This is a genomic window from Capnocytophaga sp. G1920 (assembly GCF_051417515.1).
In genome coordinates this window covers 60,290-83,552 of record NZ_JBPRKH010000008.1, presented here as the reverse complement: position 1 = coordinate 83,552, position 23,263 = coordinate 60,290, and the positions used below count along the sequence as shown (strand labels likewise).

Genomic DNA, 23,263 nt, shown 5'->3' with positions numbered 1-23,263 from the left:
ATAATTAAAATTCTAAAAAGCTACCTATAAATTTTATAGGTAGCTTTTTTATTATTAGAGAATAATTAAGGGAAATTATTTCTAAATCTCACTTAAAAAGAAAAGCTCTCCTTGGAGAAAGGAAAGCTTTCATTGGTTTACTATAAACCCGTGTAAAAATATTTACACAAAACAACACAACTAAATCTTATGAAGCGGTCTGGACGGGACTCGAACCCGCGACCCCATGCGTGACAGGCATGTATTCTAACCAGCTGAACTACCAGACCTTCAGTAAATTTGTGCAATTCTTTTCTTCATTGCGGTTGCAAAGATACTACTTTTTTTATTACCTGCAAATTTTTAGAGCGTTTTTTTAAACTTTTTTTAATCTTTCTTTATAATATATCTGATAATAAACATATTAAAGTATTAAATATTAAAGGTTGTATTGGCTGTTTTTAGATGTAATTCCACTGCATTACTATCGGTAAGGCTTGTAATATAACAAGTAATACCCATCACTTTGTCATATAACGAGCCATTTTTGCGATACTTTTCAGGTAACTTTTTAAGCAAAAGTTTATCAAATGATGTCTCTCGTCCATTCTCTTGATTAATAATAGCCGTAAAAAAGATATCTAATAAATGTTGTAAAACCACATAACCCGATACTTCTTTTTCTACAACTTCATCGGATTGATATATACGTTCCACACTACAATCTATTACATCAGTGATTTGGTGGCGATATTTACTATCATATAAAAGCGACTGGTGAAATTCTCCTGCCAAGATTGCATCTTCATTTTGCAAGAAAATATCAGTAGCATCTTGTATTAAAGCTCCTATAGCAACTGCACGCAAATAAGCAATACGTTCTTCTTTAGTTTGCAGTTTGCTATATTTATGAGTATTTATCTTATCTGAGATGATACCACCTAAATACTCTAAGGCTACATCTTCGCTGATAAGCCCTAAGTTGATACCGTCTTCAAAGTCTATAATAGTATAACAAATATCGTCGGCTGCCTCTACCAAGAAAGCTAAGGGGTGACGTGCATAACGCAATTCACCATTTACACTATTAGATTTTAGTCCTAAAGTTTCAGCCACTTCTTTGAAGAATTTTTTATCGCCTTGAAAAAAACCATATTTCTTATCAGCTATATGGTCAGTAGGACGTACAGGTAGTGATTCTTTAGGATACTTAGTAAAAGCTCCTAAGGTAGCATAAGTAAGCCGTAAGCCCCCCTCTACCCCCAAACGTGTTTCGTTAAGAATTCTAAAACCATTGGCATTCCCTTCAAAACTACACAAATCAGCATACTCGGCTTCTGTAAGTAAGTGTTTAATAGCGGTGCCTTTTTTGAATTGAAAAAACTCTCCTATAGCCTTTTCACCACTGTGTCCAAAAGGTGGATTACCAATATCGTGTGCTACCGCAGCTGCTGCAATAATGGCTCCAAAATCATTAGTTTGGTAACCCAATTCGCGCAAGTGAGGATATTTGGTGAGCACGTGTTTACCCACAGCACGCCCCAAACTACGCCCCACTACCGACACCTCAATACTATGTGTAAGACGTGTGTGTACAAAACTTGTTTTTGAAAGCGGAATTACCTGTGTTTTGTCTTGCAAGCTACGAAAAGCACTTGAAAAGACCACACGGTCATAATCCATATCAAAACTAAGTCGTGTTTCATCTTCATTTTTTCGCAAACGAAGACTGGTATCACCATATTTATTAAGAGAGAGTAAGTTTTCCCAAAGCATTTTTATTGTTCATTTAAGGTACGGGGTCATAGCCACTTCCTCCCCAAGGATGGCAACTACATATACGCTTAATAGCCAACCAGCCTCCTTTAAAAAAACCATACTTTTGTAAGGCTTCTAAAGTGTATTGGGAGCAGGTAGGGGTATACCTGCACGTAGGGGGCTTAAGTGGCGAAATGGCTACTTGATAAAAGCGCACTAAGTAAATGAAAAGATACCTCATTTCATTAGTTATTAAGTCAGTAGTTATTAGCCGTTAGTTTTCTAACTACTAACAACCAATTTCTAACTGCTACTTAGTAAATCGTTCAATTACTTCGTTGCTTACACCAGTATTAGAGAACCCTCCATCGTGGAAGAGGTTTTGCATTGTTACTTTACGAGTAAGATCGGAGAAGAGAGATACCGTATAATTAGCACAATCTTGAGCGGTAGCATTGCCTAATGGCGACATAGCATCGGCGTAGGCGATAAAACCGTCAAAACCTTTTACGCCTTGTCCTGCAGTAGTAGCGGTAGGTGATTGTGAAATGGTATTCACTCGCACTTTCTTGTCTTTACCAAAGAAATAGCCAAAACTACGCGCAATAGATTCTAAGTAGGCTTTATTATCAGCCATATCATTATAATCAGGGAAGGTGCGTTGTGCTGCCATATAAGTAAGGGCAACAATACTACCCCACTCGTTCATTGCATCATTCTTATAAAGCACTTGACATACTTTGTGAAAAGAAAGCGCTGAAACGTCCCAACCTTTTTCAGTGTTCACATAGTTAGACTCAGTATAAGGAATGTTTTTGCGCACATTTACCGACATACCGATAGAGTGCAACACAAAATCCAACTTACCTCCTAAAATCTCCATAGCTTTGGTTACCAAGTTTTGGAGATCGTCCATATTGGTAGCATCGGCAGGAATGATTTCAGAGCCTGTTTTTTCGGCTAAGTTTTTTATTTGTCCCATACGCATTGCTACGGGAGCATTGGTAAGTACAAACTTACCGCCTTCTTCGTGTACACGTTCTGCTGTTTTCCAAGCGATAGAATTTTCGTCTAAGGCACCAAAGATGATGCCTCTTTTTCCTTTTAATAAATTATACATAATTTTTTCTTTTATAAAATGAATTTTGTTCCTATGGGGCAAATGTACAAAATATTTCTGTATAAATAAAAAGCTACCTAATATTTTAGGTAGCTTTCTATCTGTATGCAATATAGCGTATTACTTTTCAAACGCTTTTAAAGCATTGATAATAATAGCAATACACTCTCTTAATTCCGTTTCATTCATTACCAATGGCGGAGCAAATCTAATGATATTGCCGTGAGTAGGTTTAGCGAGCAACCCATTATCGCGCATCTTTAGGCAGATATTCCAAGCAGTGTCACTCTCTTCTGTATCGTTGATAACCACCGCATTTAGGAGTCCTTTACCACGTACTAAGGTGGCTATTTTTGAGGTTTTGATATAGTCGCCGATTTCTTTGCGAAAAATCTCACCCAAACGAGCGGCATTTTCAGCCAAATGCTCATCTTTTACTACCTGTAAGGCTTCAATCGCTACGGCTGCTGCCAAAGGATTGCCCCCAAAAGTACTACCGTGTTGTCCAGCTTTAATCACGTGCATAATACGGTCATCGGCAAGGACAGCACTCACGGGATATACACCTCCGCTAAGGGCTTTCCCCAGTACCAATATATCAGGTTTTACATTCTCGTGGTCTACTGCCAAACGTTTTCCGGTACGCGCTACTCCTGTTTGTACCTCATCGGCGATAAAGAGCGCATTATATTTTTCGCATAAGGCTTTTGCTCCGCTTAAATACCCCTCAGAAGGAACGTATACGCCAGCTTCACCTTGTATAGGTTCTACTAAAAAGCCTGCTACTGTTGCTTTATTATCAGCAAGTACTTGTTCCAAAGCAACTAAATCGTTGTAAGGAACGGAAACAAAACCAGGTGTATAAGGACCAAAGTTTTTACGCGCATTTTTATCAGATGAAAAAGATACAACTGTAGTGGTACGCCCGTGGAAGTTCTGGTCGCATACGATGATGATGGCAGCACTTTCAGGCACCCCTTTCTGTTCGTAAGCCCATTTACGACATATTTTAATAGCTGTTTCTACCGCTTCAGCTCCTGTATTCATCGGGAGGACTTTCTCGAAGCCAAAATACTCGGTTACGTACTTTTCATACACTCCGAGCTTATCGTTGTAGAAAGCGCGAGAAGTGAGTGTAAGAGTTTGCGCTTGGTCAGTAAGTGCTTTTATGATACGTGGGTGGCAGTGACCTTGGTTTACGGCAGAGTAAGACGAAAGAAAATCGTAGTAGCGTTTGCCTTCGACGTCCCACACATATACCCCTTGCCCTTTGCAGAGTACGACGGGTAGTGGGTGATAGTTATGTGCACCGTACTGATTTTCGAGTGCCATTGCTTGTTCTGAGGTTAATTTATGTGTTATCATATATTTTGTTATATACTTTTAAAGAAAAAAAATAATATTCATCTTATCACAAAGTTATATTCTCATATTTACCTTGTCTAATAGTTATTTTTCTATCCGTAAAAACTTAGGCAAAGATACAACAATAAATTAAATAATCCTATACATTCATATAAAAAAACAAGTTTGACACCTAAATCCTTTTTATATGAAACAGTTTATATCGTTTTATACTTGTAGTATTTTTCTTCTCACAGAAATAATTTTGTAGTATTTCTTACTTTTGAACGATAATTTTATTACAGTATTAATTATTGATTTTCTTTGTATTAACATTAAATTTTATATTTATAATAAAAGATTTCTCGTGAAAATTTCTTTTTTTAAAAAATAATATTATACCTTTGCCCTCATTAAAATACCATAAATTATGACAGATACAGTATTACAATCGAAAGGTACAGATGTAAAAACAGATATAAATACAGAACTAACTGGTGCGCAACTACAACAAATGCTTGACGCTCACTGTCAAGAAATGAAAGCAGAAATGCCAGGATTCCTCTTCTATGGAATTTTGAGCAGTTCTGATGGTTCTATCTTAAGCAAAGCTTCTGCCAATGAAGAAGCTTCAAAAATAGTTGAACAAGGTTCTGCCTTTCATCTTACTATTATTGATCAAGTAAAGAAAGTAGTAGATAGCAATGACGCTTTAGGAAAGTCGGAGTTAGATTATATCCTTATTGAAACAGACAGAATCACGTTTATGTTGATGATTTCAGCTTTAGGAAAGTTCTTTTCTATTACTGCTTTAGATAGAGCTAAATCAAACGTTGGTATCTCGAGAGCTTTACTTTACAAGTGCAAAAGAGAGTTTGGGACACTATTAGACGACTTTTTTTAGTGTTTTTTTAACAGAAAAAATTATAAAGAGCACAAAGCAGACAATCTGTTTTGTGCTCTTTTTTATACTAATCAAATATAAAACTTTTAATAAGATTTCATTATAAGCTCATCATTATAGTTCTACGATATTGCTGTTTTCATCAATGAGAATATAATGCCTCTTGGAAGCATCGCATACTAAAAAAGAAGCTTATTTGAGCTTGTTGTTTCACTTTAGATAGAATGTACCATATATTTTGTAAAAACAAAAAAGCACAAATTCGGAGTGCCCAAATTTGTGCTCTGAAGATATTATTTAATATCTATTTTTTTAGAGGTGTTCGTCTAATACCCCTGCAAGGGATCTGCTTCTTTCAACTAAAGTTCTAGCTATTGCTATATTAGCTTTGGCTCTATCTAAGGCTAAGAGAATAAAATACTTCCCTGAATTTGAAATCCCAATCACATTAGTAACTTTATCAGTTTCGATAAGAATACTATGTGTTTCTTTAACTCCTAATGATTCACTTGAAGTAACCACTTTTTTCACTTGCTCTACAATAGTTGAGAAAAAGGGAGAGACTTCGTTTGCAATTTTTGAAATTTCTGGATTAGCTGCAGAACTTCCTATGATAGTTCCATCAGCGCAATTAAGAATTCCACAAAAGATGAAGCCTGGCAAATTAGCTTTCATATCTAAGCAGAGCTTGTTAACTGATTCTTGTAATTCTTTACCTGTCATAAACTTGATTTTTTTATATGTTATTTTGATGCAAATATATGTATAATATATACAAGTATTTCTTTTTTAACATTATTTAATGCTTTTTATATATGCTTTAAGTTTTTTAACTTGTATTATTGTGAAATAAAACAGAAAAATAAAAGCATTAATATATCATCACAGCTCCTACGGTAGCGTTGCTGGTCTCATCGATGAGGATAGCACTACCCATTGGAGGATTGCTTTGGAAAGCATCGTATACTAATGGGGAAGCCATTTTAAGTCGGATTTTTGCGATTTCATTGAGTTTTACACTTTCTACACCTTCAGTTTGGTTGAGGGTATTGACGTCTATTTTATACTCTATTTCCTTCACAATTGCTTTTACAAGTTTACTACGCTGTTGCAACAAGTATTTATTGCCTTCGCGCAATTCGCGTTTATCCATCCAGCATACAATAGCCTCGATATCTTGCCCTTGCTGAGGCTCTGCTCCTTGTTTGGCAAAGTAGTCGCCACGAGAAATATCGATATCGTCTTCGATGTGTAGTACTACTGGGTCACCTGCCTTTGCTTCTGCAACTTCTTCGCCGTTATACTCTATCTTACTGATTTTTGTAGTAATACCTTCTGGTTCTACTATTATCGCATCACCTTTGCGATATGTGCCCGAAATGACTTCTCCCGCATAACCGCGGTAATCGTGTAAAGCTTCGGTTTGTGGGCGTATTACATACTGCACCTGAAAACGAGGTTGGTCATAGTTGTCTTTGCTAATTTCTACAGTTTCCAAAAAGTCTAAAAGCGAATTACCTTTGTACCAAGGCATCGCCTCAGTGGTATTCACGATATTATCGCCTACAAAAGCCGAAATAGGGAAATAGTGCACGCTCTTCAATCCTAAACGTTTGGCAATCTCTTCGTACTCTTGCTTGATATTGTTAAACACCTCTTCGCTATAACCTACCAAGTCCATCTTGTTTACGGCTACCACTACCTCTGGGATATTGAGCAGGGAGGCGATGATTGAATGGCGACGAGTTTGTTCGGTTACGCCATTGCGAGCATCTACCAAAATGATTATGAGCTCGGAATTAGAAGCCCCCGTAATCATATTGCGGGTGTATTGGGTATGACCAGGAGCATCGGCGATGATAAATTTGCGTTTGGGAGTAGCAAAGTAGCGGTAGGCTACATCGATAGTAATCCCTTGTTCGCGTTCAGCACGGAGCCCGTCGGTGATGATAGCGAGGTCGATACCATCGTCGTTCTTATTTTTTGATTGTTGTTCCAATGCTTCGAGCTGGTCGGCTAAAATGCTTTTGCTATCGTATAACAATCGCCCTATAAGGGTACTTTTACCGTCGTCTACGCTACCTGCGGTGATAAATCGTAATATATTCATTTGCTTTATTTCTGTTGAGTAAATATAATTTGGTGCAAAAGTACAAACTAATTGGCAAATTAGCAAATTTGGAACTTAGTAAATGGGGTAAATGCTAATAATACCAGAAATGCCAATAATACCAATAATACCACCAAGGGGAATGGACGGGTCGGACTTTTTCAGACGGGTCGGACAGGTCAGAGGAGGAGTTGGAGGATTCGGAAGGAAACGGAAAAGTTCGGAAAGGCGTGTTGAGGTAAAAGGTAAAAAGTAAGAGGTAAAGTGGGTGTCGTTAGCTTATAGGAAGCTTATAGGAAGCTTATACGAATCTTGGACGATTGGTATAGAAAGGGTATATAAATAGTTGATTAACACTATGATACAACAATGCTAAAAATGTTAAAAACGGAGTTTCGAGGCGAAAGAAAGAGAAATAGGTGCTAGGCCTTAGGCCATAGGCACTAGGAGAAAGTATGACGGAAAATCGGGAATTAGTGACGGGAAAGGCGAATGAAAAATAGAATTTTGTTATATTGAATTGATGTTATTTAACTATAAGGGACGAAAGAAGAACTAATAATAACTCGTATTAAAAGTTTTACTACAAAAAACTTTACTATTAATACCAAATTTTATACTTTTGCGCAAAATAAATCAAAGCTAAAAACGAGCTCATCGCTTAACTGAAATAAGAAAATGAGCCTCTGAGACAATTAAAAGATTATAAGGTAAAAGATAAAAAAGATGACAAGTGATAAAATGAGAATTGTATTTATGGGGACACCTGACTTTGCGCTGGCGTCGCTAAAAGCATTAGTAGAGAACCATTACAACGTAGTAGGTGTAGTAACGGTAGCCGATAAACCTTCGGGACGCGGACAGAAGCTACACGAGTCGCCGGTGAAACTGTATGCCGAAAGCAAAGGGATACCGGTGTTACAACCCATAAAACTAAAAGATGAAACTTTTGTAAATGCACTGAAAGCCTTACAACCCGATTTGCAAATAGTAGTAGCCTTCCGTATGTTGCCCGAAGTGGTATGGCGATTGCCTAAATACGGCACATTCAATCTGCACGCCTCTCTTTTACCTAACTATCGTGGAGCAGCTCCCATCAACTGGGCAATTATCAACGGGGAAAAGGAAACAGGGGTAACGACTTTCTTTATAGACGAGAAGATTGATACGGGAGCTATTATCGCACAAAAGGTTACACCTATTGAGTCTCACGAAACAGCGGGCACCTTACACGACAAACTAATGGTGCAAGGTGCTGAATTGGTACTAAAAACCGTAGATAGCATTGCAGAAGGTTCTTGCACTACCCAACCACAAAACAAAGAAGTAACCTTTGCCGAAGCTCCTAAGATATACAAAGAGACTTGTAAGATAGATTGGCAAGCGGAAGGAATGACAATAGAGCGTTTAGTGAGGGGAATGAGCCCCTACCCTACTGCGTGGACAGCGTTTGTACAAAAAGGAGAAGTGCTAAATGTAAAAGTATATGATGCTCTTTTCGAACCTGTCTCTCATCAATATCCTATTGGGGAACTCTTAGTAGGTAAAAAAGGACTGCGTGTAGCTGTAAAAGATGGTTATATACAGCTATTAGAATTGCAATTGCCTGCTAAAAAACGTATGAAAACCACAGACTTGCTAAATGGGTTTAGCTTTGATAATACCACAATACTATAATGACGAGTCGTAGCACGATAGGCAATTAAAAAACTTTGGTAAAAATTGATTCTCTAATCAGATAATTGACAAACTGGCTAATTGGCTAATTAAAATATTTATCTCTTCTTCTGTATTAAAGCTGTGTAAACATATTCTCAGGCGTTCTTGTCCCGCAGGTACGGTGGGTGCTAAAATCGGTAATACGCCTATATCTTGAGCTTGTAGTACTTCAGCAAGTGCTTTCACTCGTTCATTGCCTGCTACTACTATAGCTTGAATGGCTGAATCAGAAGGAATAAAACCCTGTATGTTGTATTTGGCAATTTGCGTTTTAAAATACTGTATATTATGATGCAGTTGTTCTATTGATTTAGTTGTCTGTAAGGTCTCATATCCTGCCCTAATAGTTGCCACACTATGTGGACTCATAGCAGTGGTGTATATGAAAGAGCGTGAAAAGTTCACTAAATACTGTATAACCTCATTTGAAGCTAAGACAGCTGCTCCGTGTGCTCCTAAGCCTTTCCCAAAAGTAACGATGCGGGCAAAGATTTCTTCTTCTAACCCCAATGCTTGCACCAACCCAGAGCCGTGTTTGCCAAATACTCCTATGGCGTGAGCTTCGTCTACCGCTATATAAGCCCCATACTGCTTTGCTAATGTTACCAAACGCACCAAATCAGGACTATCACCGTCCATTGAAAAAACTGTTTCAGTAACGATGAGCACCGTTTTATCAAGGGTAGCAAACTTCTTTAAGAGCTTTTCTAAATCGTCTAAATCGTTATGTTTAAACTTATAGGAGTTGGCTAAACTCAGTGAAATACCGTCGCGTATAGAAGCGTGGCTGTAACTATCGTATAAGATAATATCACCCCGTCCCACGATGCAGGAGAAGAATCCCACATTGGCGTCATAGCCCGAATTGTACAAAAGAGCGGTTTCAGCCTTATGAAAATGAGCTATATAGCTTTCGGTTTCGGAAAAGATAGGCAAGTTACCTGAAAGCAATCGCGAGCCTGTAGCCCCGTGAGGTGCCGTTTGCGGAGAGAGTAATTGAGAGATGCGTTTAGTAATCTCAGAATTTGTACTGAATCCTATATAATCATTGGAGTAGAAATCAATAGCAAAATGGCGTTGCTTAAGAGTGCGAAGAGCGTTGTGAGCCTCACGTTCAGCTAATTTTTCTTTGATGTGTTTCATATTGAATATTCTTTTATTCTTTCTCCTTTACGGGAAAGAAAAAGGCTCTGGGACGAGCTTTAAAGGCTCTCCATACACAACGACCTAAATATTTTAGTTCTGAAGCAGGTACTTCGCGAGAGCGCAAGGCTATCCATAGAGAGAGACCAAAACTCACAATAAAATTACCAAAGCCTATAATACCTATGCCTAAGATACACCAAAAGATATTCTCCAAGCTAATGATAAAATTCATACCATACAAGCCATAAGCTAAATTACCACTGGCAAAGGTGATGTGGCGTATATCGATGGGCAAACCGAAGAAATGACCTATTGCCCACGCACTTCCCATAAAGACTCCAAACCAAATATTTGAGACGACACTCGGCCACTTTTGTTGCATCCAGTTAGCAACGCGTTGCATACGTACTTTACCAAAGAAGCCTTTAAGAAAGGGGTGTTCGGAAAGACGATAATAGAAGTTGTTAAAGTTGTTTACACTAGCTACGTTACCTGCTATAATACCTGATAAGAACAGAAATATCCCTGCAATACAAGCGTGCAAAAATACAGGGGTGTGCCATATATTCAGGTCTTCCAAGAGATGTAAACTCTTTTTGGTAGCGATATTGTAACCACTGAGATAACTCATTCCTATCGCTAAAAGCATAGACACAGGAAAAGCCCCAAACACATTGCCTACAAAGGCAATGAACTGCGAACGGAACAAACGCGTGAAAAGAGTCGAGAACTCGGTGTAGTGTTTCTGTTTTTCTTTATTGTTATCGTTGTCGCTGAGGCTCTCTAAAGTCTTGGCAATCGTAGAAGCCGTCATCGCAGGTTGCTTGGTAGCCAAAGTAGACCCTGTGAGGTAGATGAGCACAAAACCAATAGCGTAGTTAAAACTGTAGTTCAGCGCACGGAAAAAATCACTTTGGTCGGGTTGCATCGACATATAGAGTTTTACCAAACACATAAACCCTACGATAACGCCACCCCACAAAGCTGTTTTGAGCATCTTGAAGTACTCACCGGTAGTAGAAGTAATATAGTGTTCACCTGTCTTTCCGGTATAGTTCGTAATCTCGTAGGTGATGTTATAAACACTATCATCTATCAGCTTTCGAATATTGTTCTTCTTAGAATTAGTTTTCACCATATCTAAGTAGAAGGCAATTGTTTTTTCACATTTATCAGCTTCTTTCTCTATAAATAGGTAGTTATAGAGTCGCTTGATGCGTTTTATTTGCTGACGGATGAGCAAAAGAGTTTGGTTCACACTGAAACTCACCCCATATTTAGAAGTATTGGCATCAGCTTTGTTTACGAAATCCTCACACTGACCAGCTAGGATATTCAGCTGTTTATAATCGAGTTCGTGGTCTTGTATATATAGATAAGGGTTATCTTCCTTGGAAAGAGTACGTGCAAGATTGTTCAGCTCATCGTCGAGAGCGATAAAGGGGCTGTTGAGATGAGCATATTCAGGCACCATACGGCGCACATCAGTTTGCAAGGCGAGCCCTCCCATACGTTGAGAGAGAATCATTATCGCCAAAAGGATTTGCTTGGAGGTAGTTTTGCTCTCACTATCCTCATAGAAAGTAGATACAGCAAGAATATCAAAGAGTTCTTTCCAGTTATCTAAAGGAATTTGATGTACCCACTTCACATCGGAAGGACGGTAGAAGAGTTGGTTGAGTATGTATTGTATATTCTCTTCCGAAGGCTGGTCGGGTAAAAGCTGACGACTGATACGGCGACGCAATTCTTTGAAGAAAGAAACACTGTTCAGCAGACCAGCATCAGTGAAAAGAATTACTTTTTGTTTATTAGCAAATACTTTGTGGAGTTTTTCCTTGAAGAAAGCGATGCTGTTGGGTTTGTGTTTGATTTCAGTGATGAGTTCATCGATATTGAGGGGAGACTTTTTATTTTTACTTTTGCGACGAAAGTAGTTCACTACATCAAACAAGAAGTCGATATCTTCATAGTCTGATGAGTGCATATAAGTCTCAAAGATTTCATAAATAGATTTATATTCTTTTGCGAATCGCAACATATCTTACAATGAATAATTAAGAATTGATAATTAACAATGAGGGAGCAAAGGTATGAAATTTTTGGTAATTTGTAGTATTTATCAATAAAAAAGGCTACCCAAATGAATGGATAGCCTTTGTTAGCTGTTACTCAGATCCAGCTACTCCTGTTCGCTGGTTTTACCTGTTTAGAAGTTGTAACGTACTCCGAAGCTAAAGGTACGACCTTCACCAAAGTACACAAGATTACTCACATCAATACCTTTGTACGTCTTGCTTGTATCAGTAGCGTGATTACTAGTATAAGACTCTGAAATATAGTAAGTATCAAGTAGATTATAGGCTTGCACTGAGAAAGTAAGGCGTTGCTTATCGGTAAGTTGCCATTTATAAGACGCTCCTAAATCAAAGAGATTATAACTTGGCAATTTAAGAGCTCCTTTTTCAGCTTCAACTTTTTTATTAAAATTAGAAATATTTAAGTTTGCATACAGATCATCTACGTAACGCCAATCGATGTCAAATTTAAGTCCTTTCACAGGTAATACAGTTAGCCCCAAAGAGGCTGTGGTTTGTGCAGTAGAACCTACTTTCACTTTGTCTAAGAAAAGTTTTACTTGGCTAGCACTACCTGCTGGCACTACATTACCTTGATCATCAATAGTTTCATTACTTTCATTAGTAAGATTACCAGAAGCATCTCCTTTATAATACCAATCACCTAATGAAAGGGAACCGTTTACTCTTAGATATCTATTGATATTGGCATTTGCTTCAACTTCTATACCTCGGTGAATTTCTTCGATTCCTAAAATATTTGCATAAGCACGAATTGTATTATTTTTAAGGTTATTAGATTTGCGCAAGTAACGATCTTTCCAAGAAGTGTGATAAAGATTTACATTAGCATTCAAGAAACTTGATTTAAATCCGTAACCAAGTTCTACTCCAAATATTTTCTCATTGGTAAGAGCAGGGTTTAAGAAGTTTCGATAATTAGGATATACAGCATCAAACAATGGTTGTTTAGAGTAATATCCCACATTTGCAAACACATTGTGATGTTCGTTAATATTGTAATTTACCCCACCTTTGATATTATAACCTACGATATTTTTGAAACCTGTTTTAGTGCTCATAGCAGTTTCAGGTTTACCTGTAATAGCTAATGTACCAGGTTTTAAAAAATTATCTATACGCTGGTAAGACTGCACTGAAGTAGCTCCTTGAATGAAGGCAGAGAAATGATCATCAGAGTATTCAAACTGAGAGAAGAGACCAAACCATTTCACTTCTCCATCATTGCTATAGCCTATTTGGTTTTCTAAAGGCTCTGTTTTTTGGAACGGATTCCAAGAAATATCAGCAGGTACTACAGTGGTTACTACATTAGCATTGGCAAGATTTTTATTTTTGCTATCCGTATAAGAATTGTTACCTAACATATCAGTAACTACTTGGTGGTGATAACCGTAATAGTATCTACCATCTAAACCAATATTTGCCGTAAAGTTCTTATTAATTTGGTGTTGTAAGTTGGTAAGGAATCCGTACCAGTCGTGTGAGTTTACAGAACCATTACGTATGAAACCCTGATTATTTACTTTAAATTTTAACTTCTGATTTGGATCATTAGGATCTGTTATTTCTGCTTGTCCTCCTGTACCTGCTTGTCCAGGATGAACCATAGGTATCAAACCATCGACAGCTTCTCCTTTATTATAAGCTACTGCTTTATCAAAATCAATCAATCCATCTTCAGTGCGTAGTGTATTTAAATATTGTTTCTCAGTAGAATAGGTAGTCGTACCACTTGTCGTTTGTGATGCTTTTAGAGAGTATGCTTCACCTAAAGAATTAGTACCCATACCACGCCCTAAAGAAGCGTAAACTACAGTACTAAGAGAAGTGCTCTCGCTCATTTTCCAATCCCAGTTGAGCATAGCCACAGGTTTGTGATATAGATTTTTCTTGATAGTATATTCCTCACCATCTAAGTACCCCCAATCTGAATTGTATTTGCGATTAGGTTCATCACCATTATCATAACGCAAATAGTTAGCTAATGACGGACTGTTAGAGCGTTGGTGGTGCCATTGTGGAGCTCCTGTAAACATCAATTGGAAACTGTGTTTATCCGAAGGTTCGTAACCTAAAGCAAAGTAATAACTATAACCATCAAATTTGGTACCATCTACGTACTTGCGCCCCGTATTTTTGCTAAACAACACAGAAGCCGACCAACCTGTAAGACTTTTACCTGTATTGTAAGCAACTAATCCTTTATACTCTTGGCTACTACCATAGCTAAAGTAAGCAGTACCTCCTTCGGGCATATCGGCAGCACGTGTTACCACATTAATTGTACCTCCTACTGAAGCTATTGCTAATTTAGAAGCACCAAGCCCGCGCTGTACTTGCATCGCTGACGTAACATCAGCAAGTCCTGACCAGTTACTCCAATAAACAGTACCACCTTCCATATCGTTTACAGGCATACCATTTACCATCACAGCAATGTTTTTGGTGTCAAAACCACGAATATTAATTCTTGAGTCGCCAAAGCCTCCTCCCCCTTTTGTAGCATAAACAGAAGGTGTTCTATTGAGTACTTCAGGAAGCTCTCGTGTACCTAATTTTTCTATAATTTCGGTAGCTTGAATAGTAGATACCGCCACAGGTGTTTTGCGCTCTTGTGCAATGTCTAACAAGGTACTTTTACCTGTTACAATTACCTCTCCTAGGGTTTGTTGGTCGCTTGTAAGGGTAATTCGCACGTGCGCCTTACCATTCACAAGTTTATACGAAACTGTCTTGGTAACATATCCAAGATAAGAGAACTCTAAGGTTCCAGTAGGTGAGTCTACATTCAAGGAATACTTACCGTCCATATCAGTAGAAGCTCCTTTGGTAGTCCCTTTAACCAAAACATTTGCTCCCATTAACGGAGCGTTGTAATCACCATCAATTACTTCCCCAGTAATGACTCCTTGCTGAGAGTAAAGCATCGATGTGAGAAAAAGTACGGCTACATTTAAAAACCAGCTTTTCATTATATTAGTTAAATTAGTTACGAGTGGTTATGGTCAGTAGTGAGCTAAATAGTACTACTTAATTCGGAGCAAAGTTAGTAACTTTTTTGATATCCCCCAACAGATTTACCAAAATATTTTCTAACATATTTATTAACAAGGGCTCTACTTACACATAAAACATTAAATACAAGTATGTTGTAAGCTTTAAGTTATGTATATAACAAAAATAAAGTGTTAAATTTTAACTATTTTTTAATCTTTTGTAGTAGATTTGCGCTCTAAACCGAGCTTATACAGCAATGAATAGACAAAAGAAACATACCCAAGCCTTTATTTTGGTAGCACTTTTATTCTTACTTTTTGGAGCTTTAACAGTGCTCATACAGCTCTTATTACCTCACCTTCGTGACGTTTTTCAGTTGCGTTATTCCGATGCTGCCTATATTCTTCTATCTTTCTTCTTGTCTTACTTATTTTTTTCTATCCCTGCAGGTTTTATTCTCACTAAAATAGGCTATCAGCGGGGTATTATCTTAGGTCTTTTGCTCATCTCTTTGGGCGCTTTGCTCTTCTATCCTGCTGCCGGAGAACGCTTATATTGGATATTCTTAACTGCTATCTTCGTATTAGGCTGTGGTGTTACTTTCCTGCAAGTGGCTATGAATTCTTATGTGGTAATCTTAGGTGATGAAGCCACTACGCCTCGTCGGCTCACTTTCTCTCAAGCCTTCAACGCCATAGGCACTACCATTGCCCCTATATTTGGAGCCGTTTACTTACTGAGCAATGAAGTAAAAAAAGAAGCCGAAATAGAAGCCTTAGACACTACGGATAAGCTTATTTATTTCCGTGAAGAAGCCCTCTCAATACAATTGCCTTTTTTATACATTGCCTTATGGGTACTTGCTTTAGCATTTGTTTTCGCAGTGGTTAAATTACCTTATGCTTATAGAATAAAAGAAGAAGTAAATAAAGAAAGTTATTGGAATCTTCTCAAGAAAACTCCCTTACTGTTGGGGGCTATAGGTATCTTCTTGTATGTAGGTGCTGAAGTAGTGATAGGAAGTTACGCAGTAAACTACTTAATCGATATGAACATCACTAAGGATATTTTAGAGAACCCTTCTATGTGCTTTATTGTAGAAACGCTTGGCTCATTGGCGGGGAAACCTCATCTAACCTCAGCCAACCCCAAAGCTGTTATAGCTGTTTTTCTCACTTTCTACTGGGGAGGTGCTATGTTAGGACGCTTTATCAGTGCTTATCTCATCAAGTGGATTGTTCCCGCCAAAGTTCTCATTGCTTTTGCTATAGTTGCCATATCTCTTATTTTATTTTCTATCAATACCGGTGGTTTGCTCTCAATGTGGGCTTTATTAAGTATCGGTCTCTTCAACTCTATGATGTTCCCCACTATTTTTGCGCTTGCTTGTGAAGGGATAGACGAACTCAAAACTCAAGCTTCAGGTATCCTTTGTACGATGATTGTCGGTGGCGGACTCTTGCCTATTCTGTACGGTTCTCTTACTGATTATATAGGTTTTCGCTTAGCATTCCTCACCTTAGTAGTTTGCTATAGTTACATCGCTTTCTTTGGCTTTTACAAAAGCAATAAATAATTTTATTAAAGCTTAATGGGCAATAAAAAACTTTGTCAGAGTCCAAGGACTCTGACAAAGTCTATAATTTACTAATTTTCAATTTTGTTACTTGCTAATTCCACGAACAGTTCTTCTCCTTCTTTTACTACTTTCGCTACTTTCTTACTGGTAAGACCTTTAATGGCTTTATCCCATTTCTTGTTAGAAAATGCTGTTTGTGTTTTGAGAGCATCTAAAAGCAGTCTTTCTGAGGTTTTTAAAAGCTCAAACACTACTTTCTCGTCTTCCGAAAGCTCTACTTCTTTCTTCTCAGGACGCATTTGTGGGAAGAAAAGCACTTCTTGTATGCTCTCATTATTGGTGAGGAACATTACGAGTCTGTCCATACCGATACCCAAACCTGAGGTAGGTGGCATACCGTATTCAAGAGCACGCAAGAAATCTTGGTCAATGAACATCGCTTCGTCGTCGCCTTTTTCTGAGAGTCGCAATTGTTCTTCAAAGCGCTCACGTTGGTCAATAGGGTCGTTCAATTCCGAATAAGCATTGGCAATCTCCTTACCGCATACCATTAACTCAAAACGTTCAGTAAGGTCGGGGTTGTCGCGGTGTTCTTTGGTCAGTGGCGACATCTCTTTGGGGTAATCAGTGATGAAAGTAGGCTGAATGAAGTTACCTTCACATTTCTCACCAAATATCTCATCTATCAGTTTGCCCTTGCCCATCGCCTCGTCTACCACAATACCGATAGACTGTGCAAAGGCTCTCAATTCGTCTTCTGTCTTTCCAGTGATGTCAAAGCCTGTGAACTGTTTAATAGCATCAGTCATCGTAAGGCGTGGATAAGGAGCTTTGAAATCTACTGTATGTTTACCAAAGGTCGCCTTAGTAGTACCATTCACCGCCATAGCGCAATGCTCGATCAAGCGTTCAGTGAAGTCCATCATCCAGTGATAATCTTTGTAAGCCACATAAATTTCCATAGCCGTAAACTCAGGGTTGTGAGTTCTATCCATACCCTCGTTGCGGAAGTTCTTAGAAAATTCATACACTCCGTCAAAACCTCCTACAATAAGACGTTTCAAATAGAGTTCGTTGGCAATACGCATATACAGCGGAATGTCCAACGCATTGTGATGGGTGATAAACGGGCGTGCACTAGCTCCCCCTGGGATAGCTTGTAGTATAGGCGTCTCTACTTCCAAATATCCTGCATCGTTAAAAAACTGACGCATAGCATTGAAGAGTTTAGTGCGCTTGATAAACACTTCTTTCACTTGTGGATTTACTACCAAATCTACATAGCGCATACGGTAGCGTTGTTCAGGATCGGTGAAGGCATCGTGTACTTTACCATCGGCATCTACCTTAGGCATAGGTAGCGGACGTAATACTTTTGAAAGTAGCGTAAAGTTCTTTACCAACACGGTTTTCTCACCCATTTTAGTGATGAAGAGCGTTCCTTCAGCACCTATAAAGTCACCTAAATCCAATAACTTTTTAAACACCTCATTGTAAAGCGTTTTATCATCGGTAGGGCACATCTCATCACGGTTGAAGTACAATTGCATCGTGCCTTCACTATCTTGCAAAGTAGCAAACGAGGCTTTTCCTTGTACACGCAACGACATTAATCTACCGGCTACAACCACTTGTTTACCTTCTTCATAATGGTTGGCTACGTCCTTAGAGGTAGTATCAACCGGGTATAATGGAGCGGGATAAGGGTTTATCCCCAATTCTTTCAATTTAGAAAGTTTTTCTCTGCGAATGATTTCTTGTTCTGATAACATCTTTTTTAATGATTAACGCTTAATGATAAATGGTTAGTGGCTAGTGATTAATTGAAATACTTTTAGGGTGCAAAAGTACGGCGTTTTTTTGACTTACACAATAGTATTCGCAAATAAACACGACGTTCATATTTAAAGTTTTAAGAGTCTTCTCCCTTACAATCCTATTTATTCTGTAAAACAATTCTTCATAATGTGCTTTTGCTAGCAAAGATACTAAGTTATTTCTAAATGTGAACACTGTGCATTGACGTACTTTTATATTCTCTATACACCTCCCATAATACACAAAGAGAGACTAAAAAATAACTATGCTGATGTTCACCTATAAAAAAGACTGCCTAAAGAATTATGTTTAGGCAGTCTTTCCTATATGATGTATCGTTTTATGCTATCCAAAAACGTGTAAAGCTTCAAAAGCTACTAAAGTAAGATAGCCTAACACAAAACCTAAAAGGGCTATCCATAAGATGTTTTTCACATACCAAAAGAAATTAATCTTCTCCATACCCATAGCTACTACTCCGGCAGCCGACCCGATGATAAGCAAACTACCTCCTGTACCAGCCGCATAGGCAATGTAGTGCCAAATACCACTATCCATAGGTTCTTGGAACATACCCATACTGGCAGCTACTAATGGTACGTTGTCTATTATAGCAGAGGCGAAACCTAAGAGCAAAATCACTATGTTTGTACTTGGGATAGTCTCATTCAATGTTTGTGCAAAGTTGAAAAGCGTACCGATAGTTTGCAATGAAGCCACCGCCAAGAGGATTCCTAAAAAGAATAGTATGCTCGAAAACTCGATACGGCTCATCGCACGGTGAATACTGAATTTATCCTTATCAGTTGATGAAAGTTCTCTAATAGGTTTTAATTTTTCAGAAATAAACCACATAGTAGCCAATGAAAAAAGCATCCCTATATAAGGAGGTAAGTGTGTAATCGATTTAAAAATAGGCACAAAGATAATAGAGATAAAGCCTATTACCAACACAGGCATACTGCTCTTGTAAGTAATACTCTCTTCGCTGTTTGAAGTGTCTATCTTTCCTTTGAATACAGGTAAAAATGAAGCAACTAACAAAGGTACTATCAAGCATACAGTAGCAGGAATAAATACGTATTCTACTAATTTAGCAGCGGTTACTTTGTTTTTTACCCAGAGCATAGTAGTTGTTACGTCACCGATAGGAGACCAAGCTCCTCCCGCATTGGCAGCGATCACAATGAGAGAAGCATACCAAATGCGCTCTTTTTGGTCAGGTATGAGCTTACGTACAATGGTTATGAGAATAATGGTAGTAGTAAGGTTGTCGATAATAGCAGAGAGAAAAAAAGCAATAACACCTATAATCCAAAGCAATTTTACTTTGCTTCTGGTGCGAATCATCCGCTTGATGATTTCAAACCCACGGTGCATATCAATGATTTCTACAATGGTCATTGCACCGATTAAGAAGAAGAGTATTTCGGAAGTTTCAGCTAAGTGATGTCGTAGTGCTTCATCAATAGCATTACTGTTGTTAGCTATATCTACGGGTACTAACACTCCGTTGAGCACTTCTAGTACATCAAGGTTAAATACTTTAAGTATCGTCCAACAGATGACAGCCATAGCTAAGGCTGAAATGGTTTTGTCTACCTTTATTTGGTGTTCGGTAGTAATACAAAGATAGCCAATGAAAAAAATGGCAATAATCCACGCTTCCATATAATAAATTCTATTTTAAAAATTAACGTGGCGCAAATGTACTAAAACTTCTCGTTATATACCAAATCTTTTTAAAAGTTTTTATTCGCAGATAGGGCTTGGTACACCACTCCTTGTATCTTTTGGCGCACCAATCGGTTTACTAAAAGTTTATTGTCAGAAGAGGGATAAGTGCGGTTCGAGAGGATAACTATTACTATTTCATTAGTGGGGTCAGCCCACGCAAAAGTACCCGTAAAACCGGTATGTCCAAAGCTATCCATTGGTACACAACCACAAGTAGGACCTGATTTGCCTAACTGTGGTTTATCGAATCCTAAACCCCGACGGTTACCTTCTGGACAGTAGTTACAAGTGTTGAAGATTTTTATAGCCTGAGGTTGCAAGAACCACGTACCACCGTAATACCCTTGTTGGAGGTACATTTGCATTACTTTGGCTACATCGTCGGCTGTTCCAAAAAGTCCTGCGTGCCCACCAACCCCTCCTAAAAGGGCTGCTCCTTGGTCGTGTACGTACCCTCGAAGCTCCTGAGAACGAAAGGTCTTTTCATCTTCGGCAGGCGCAATATTTACAGGAGAGAAGCGTTGCAAAGGAAGAAAAGTAAGCTGGTAGGCTCCTAAACCTCTATAAAAATGCTTCTGAACGATTTCTTGTAGGGGCTTCTTGTTTTTTTTTTCTATGTACTTCTTGAAATAATAATAAGGGAGGTCGCTATACAAGTACTTTTTATCTTTGATAAGCTCACTCTCGTCAATTGTTTTATAAATACTGTCAGCATATCCTTCTCTAAGATATAAGTCTTTGGCTACCTCAGTAGGGAAAGAATCACTTTTGGTAGTGCTGTAATACTCAGGCAAAGGTTTTTTATCAATGTCTAAGGTTTTTCGGTAAAAAGGAATCCACGACTGGAACTGAGCATAGTGCGAGAGCACATCTTTCATTACCAAATCTCCCTTGTTTGTATGTTTGAGCTTTGGTAGCAAATCCTCAAAAGTATCTACGGGTTTGAAATCTCCACGCACATAAAGGCGCATCAATTCGGGGAGAGTAGCCAATATCTTCGTAAGCGAAGCGAGGTCGTAAATAGTATTGTCGGTCACTTTATTGGCTGGATTGTAATCTAAAGTACCAAAATTCTTACGGTAAACTACCTTCCCTCTTTTGGCAACCAATACTTGCATCCCGGGTGTCATCTTTTGTGCTACAGCATCAAGAGCAATGCTGTCTATCTCTTTTAGTTTAAGAGAATTGAGTCCCACGCTTTCAGGTAAGCCGTAAGCTAAGCGTCCTATTCTGGGAGTAACAATTGAAGTGCCTACGGGTAAGTTAGGGTGTGCTGTTACAGGCAAAACTCCTTTGCCCTCAATAGCACCAAAGATGAGCTGAGCGGCTTTCTCTTGGGCTACTTTGTTATTTTGGTAAGCAAATACAATAGCTTTAATAGGAGCTATATTTTTCACGTCAAGCATCGCATAGGGGCGAGTAAACACTGCGAGGATTACCTTTTTTTTCTTAGCAATATGGTCTAACCATTTCAGTTCGTTCTCTGTAAACTTGTATGCGTCCCAAGGGGTCTTATCTGGTTTGTGCAACCCGATGATAATCGTGTCAAAAGGTTCAACTGCTTCATATAGCTGTGCCTCATTCTTAGGCTCAATAAGCACGGTCTCTGCGTATTTGCGTAAAGTAGAATAAAACGCCCAACCACTGTCGTTGCCAAACTTCACATAGGCTATTTTGCGCTTGTCCAAGTCTTTTATAGGCAGTATATTTTCCTTGTTTTGCCCTACAGTAATCGCATTTTCAAACAGTTCCTCAGTGAGCAAATCGTCTTCTATTGTGTGCAAGGTAGAGGTTACAGTGCTTTCGTCTAATTGTTTAAAAGATGTGAGCCCCACTTTGTATTTAGCCATTAGTATTTTCTTTACTGAATGTGCTAAGCGTTCCTCACTGATGCGTTTGTTCTGGTAGGCTTTCTTCATTGCCTCAAAACCCTTAGCTACATTAGCTGGCATCAGCAAAATATCGTTACCCGCCAAGAAGGCTTCTACTTCCACTTCGCCTACGGGCAAGTATTCCGATACCCCTTTCATACCAAGTGCATCGGTAAAGATAAGCCCTTGATAACCTAATTTCTTTTTGAGTAAATCAGTAATAATAGCACTTGATAACGACGAAGGTAGCCCTGTTTTAGGTTCTAAGGAAGGAATATTAAGGTGCCCTACCATTATGCTCGCTACTCCTTCTCTGATGAGGGCTTTAAAAGGGTAAAGTTCTACCTCGTCAATACGGTTAGCAGCAAAAGATATAAGCGGTAGAGTTTTATGAGAATCTTTAGAAGTATCACCGTGACCAGGAAAGTGTTTGGCACTGCCTAATACCCCTACCGACTGCATTCCGCGAGTAAAAGCAAGCCCTTTTTGGGTTACATTCTCTTTATCCTCGCCAAACGAACGATTTCCTATAATAGGGTTATTCGGATTTGTGTTAATATCAATATCAGGAGCAAAGTTAAACTGCATACCCAATTGCTTGCAGTGTAACCCTATACGTCTACCGGTACGTTCTACAAGATAGTTATCTTTGATTGCCCCAAGGGTCATATTCCACGGGTAAGCATAAGTAGAGTCCAAGCGCATCGCCAATCCCCACTCGGCATCCATTGCCATAAAAAGCGGAATTTTAGAGAGTGCTTGGTATTCATTGGTGAGCTTTGCCTGACGCCTCGGTCCTCCTTTGGAGAAGATAATCCCTCCAATGTAGTATTTCTTTATGAAGTCTTTTACCTCTTCGGCTTTTTTTGTGCCTATATGGCTTGAAAATACCGATACCATAAACAGTTGCCCAATCTTTTCATCAAGGCTCATTTTGTTATAAGTGTCGTTCACCCACTGCTGTTGTGCTTGGGCATCGGTAGTTGTTAAAGGAGATTTATTTTGGGCAAGTGTAGTAAATAGTGATAAGTTAAAAAAAGTAATTAGTAAATAAGTCTTTCTCATTTTTTAAGATAAAA

The 23,263-nt window shown here is 38.5% G+C and carries 15 protein-coding genes and 1 tRNA gene; 3 read left to right on the top strand and 13 right to left on the bottom strand.

Annotated elements, in window-relative coordinates:
• Positions 1–195 precede the first annotated feature (195 nt).
• From ACSQ7D_RS06365 to rocD, 5 genes are all read right to left on the bottom strand, one after another.
• Positions 196–269: transfer RNA gene (locus ACSQ7D_RS06365), tRNA-Asp, on the bottom strand.
• 142 nt (positions 270–411) lie between these two features.
• On the bottom strand, positions 412–1,755 hold the full coding sequence (dgt, locus tag ACSQ7D_RS06360) for a dGTP triphosphohydrolase (protein ID WP_278589867.1): 1,344 nt from the start codon (positions 1,753–1,755) through the stop codon (positions 412–414).
• Between the two features lie 13 nt (positions 1,756–1,768).
• A complete protein-coding gene (gene yidD, locus ACSQ7D_RS06355) occupies positions 1,769–1,978 on the bottom strand; it encodes a membrane protein insertion efficiency factor YidD (RefSeq protein WP_437135684.1) in 210 nt (69 codons plus the stop codon).
• Between the two features lie 69 nt (positions 1,979–2,047).
• On the bottom strand, positions 2,048–2,857 hold the full coding sequence (locus tag ACSQ7D_RS06350; RefSeq protein ID WP_009751608.1) for an enoyl-ACP reductase FabI: 810 nt from the start codon (positions 2,855–2,857) through the stop codon (positions 2,048–2,050).
• 120 nt (positions 2,858–2,977) lie between these two features.
• Positions 2,978–4,222 carry an ornithine--oxo-acid transaminase gene (gene rocD, locus ACSQ7D_RS06345; RefSeq protein WP_048747386.1) on the bottom strand — a complete coding sequence of 415 codons (1,245 nt, stop codon included), beginning with the start codon at positions 4,220–4,222 and terminating at the stop codon, positions 2,978–2,980.
• Positions 4,223–4,631: 409 nt separating this feature from the next.
• Between rocD and ACSQ7D_RS06340 the strand changes: the two genes are divergently transcribed.
• The gene (locus tag ACSQ7D_RS06340) at positions 4,632–5,105 is read left to right on the top strand and encodes a hypothetical protein (RefSeq protein ID WP_437135683.1); all 474 of its coding nucleotides are present in this window, start codon (positions 4,632–4,634) and stop codon (positions 5,103–5,105) included.
• Between the two features lie 312 nt (positions 5,106–5,417).
• On the opposite strand, the gene ACSQ7D_RS06335 is transcribed toward ACSQ7D_RS06340, so the two are convergent.
• Positions 5,418–5,828, bottom strand: coding sequence for a hypothetical protein (locus ACSQ7D_RS06335; RefSeq protein WP_009420701.1), 411 nt, complete (start codon positions 5,826–5,828; stop codon positions 5,418–5,420).
• A 148-nt stretch (positions 5,829–5,976) separates the two neighbouring features.
• The gene (locus ACSQ7D_RS06330) at positions 5,977–7,215 is read right to left on the bottom strand and encodes a sulfate adenylyltransferase subunit 1 (protein WP_437135682.1); all 1,239 of its coding nucleotides are present in this window, start codon (positions 7,213–7,215) and stop codon (positions 5,977–5,979) included.
• Between the two features lie 726 nt (positions 7,216–7,941).
• Between ACSQ7D_RS06330 and fmt the strand changes: the two genes are divergently transcribed.
• Entirely contained in the window at positions 7,942–8,892 is a 951-nt protein-coding gene (fmt, locus tag ACSQ7D_RS06325; protein WP_437135681.1) for a methionyl-tRNA formyltransferase, read from the top strand.
• A gap of 57 nt (positions 8,893–8,949) precedes the next feature.
• On the opposite strand, the gene ACSQ7D_RS06320 is transcribed toward fmt, so the two are convergent.
• The 3 genes from ACSQ7D_RS06320 to ACSQ7D_RS06310 form a co-directional block, all read right to left on the bottom strand.
• Positions 8,950–10,077, bottom strand: coding sequence for an aminotransferase class I/II-fold pyridoxal phosphate-dependent enzyme (locus ACSQ7D_RS06320; protein WP_437135680.1), 1,128 nt, complete (start codon positions 10,075–10,077; stop codon positions 8,950–8,952).
• A 13-nt stretch (positions 10,078–10,090) separates the two neighbouring features.
• Entirely contained in the window at positions 10,091–12,121 is a 2,031-nt protein-coding gene (locus ACSQ7D_RS06315) for a recombinase (RefSeq protein WP_437135679.1), read from the bottom strand.
• 168 nt (positions 12,122–12,289) lie between these two features.
• Entirely contained in the window at positions 12,290–15,154 is a 2,865-nt protein-coding gene (locus ACSQ7D_RS06310) for a TonB-dependent receptor (protein ID WP_437135678.1), read from the bottom strand.
• Between the two features lie 281 nt (positions 15,155–15,435).
• Between ACSQ7D_RS06310 and ACSQ7D_RS06305 the strand changes: the two genes are divergently transcribed.
• Entirely contained in the window at positions 15,436–16,755 is a 1,320-nt protein-coding gene (locus ACSQ7D_RS06305) for a sugar MFS transporter (protein WP_437135677.1), read from the top strand.
• Between the two features lie 71 nt (positions 16,756–16,826).
• Here the strand turns inward: ACSQ7D_RS06305 and lysS are convergent, their stop codons facing one another.
• From lysS to ACSQ7D_RS06290, 3 genes are all read right to left on the bottom strand, one after another.
• The gene (gene lysS, locus ACSQ7D_RS06300; RefSeq protein WP_437135676.1) at positions 16,827–18,530 is read right to left on the bottom strand and encodes a lysine--tRNA ligase; all 1,704 of its coding nucleotides are present in this window, start codon (positions 18,528–18,530) and stop codon (positions 16,827–16,829) included.
• A 391-nt stretch (positions 18,531–18,921) separates the two neighbouring features.
• Entirely contained in the window at positions 18,922–20,247 is a 1,326-nt protein-coding gene (gene nhaD, locus ACSQ7D_RS06295) for a sodium:proton antiporter NhaD (RefSeq protein WP_437135675.1), read from the bottom strand.
• A 71-nt stretch (positions 20,248–20,318) separates the two neighbouring features.
• Positions 20,319–23,249, bottom strand: a complete 2,931-nt coding sequence (locus ACSQ7D_RS06290) for a glycoside hydrolase family 3 N-terminal domain-containing protein (RefSeq protein ID WP_437135674.1) — start codon at positions 23,247–23,249, stop codon at positions 20,319–20,321.
• Positions 23,250–23,263 lie beyond the last annotated feature (14 nt).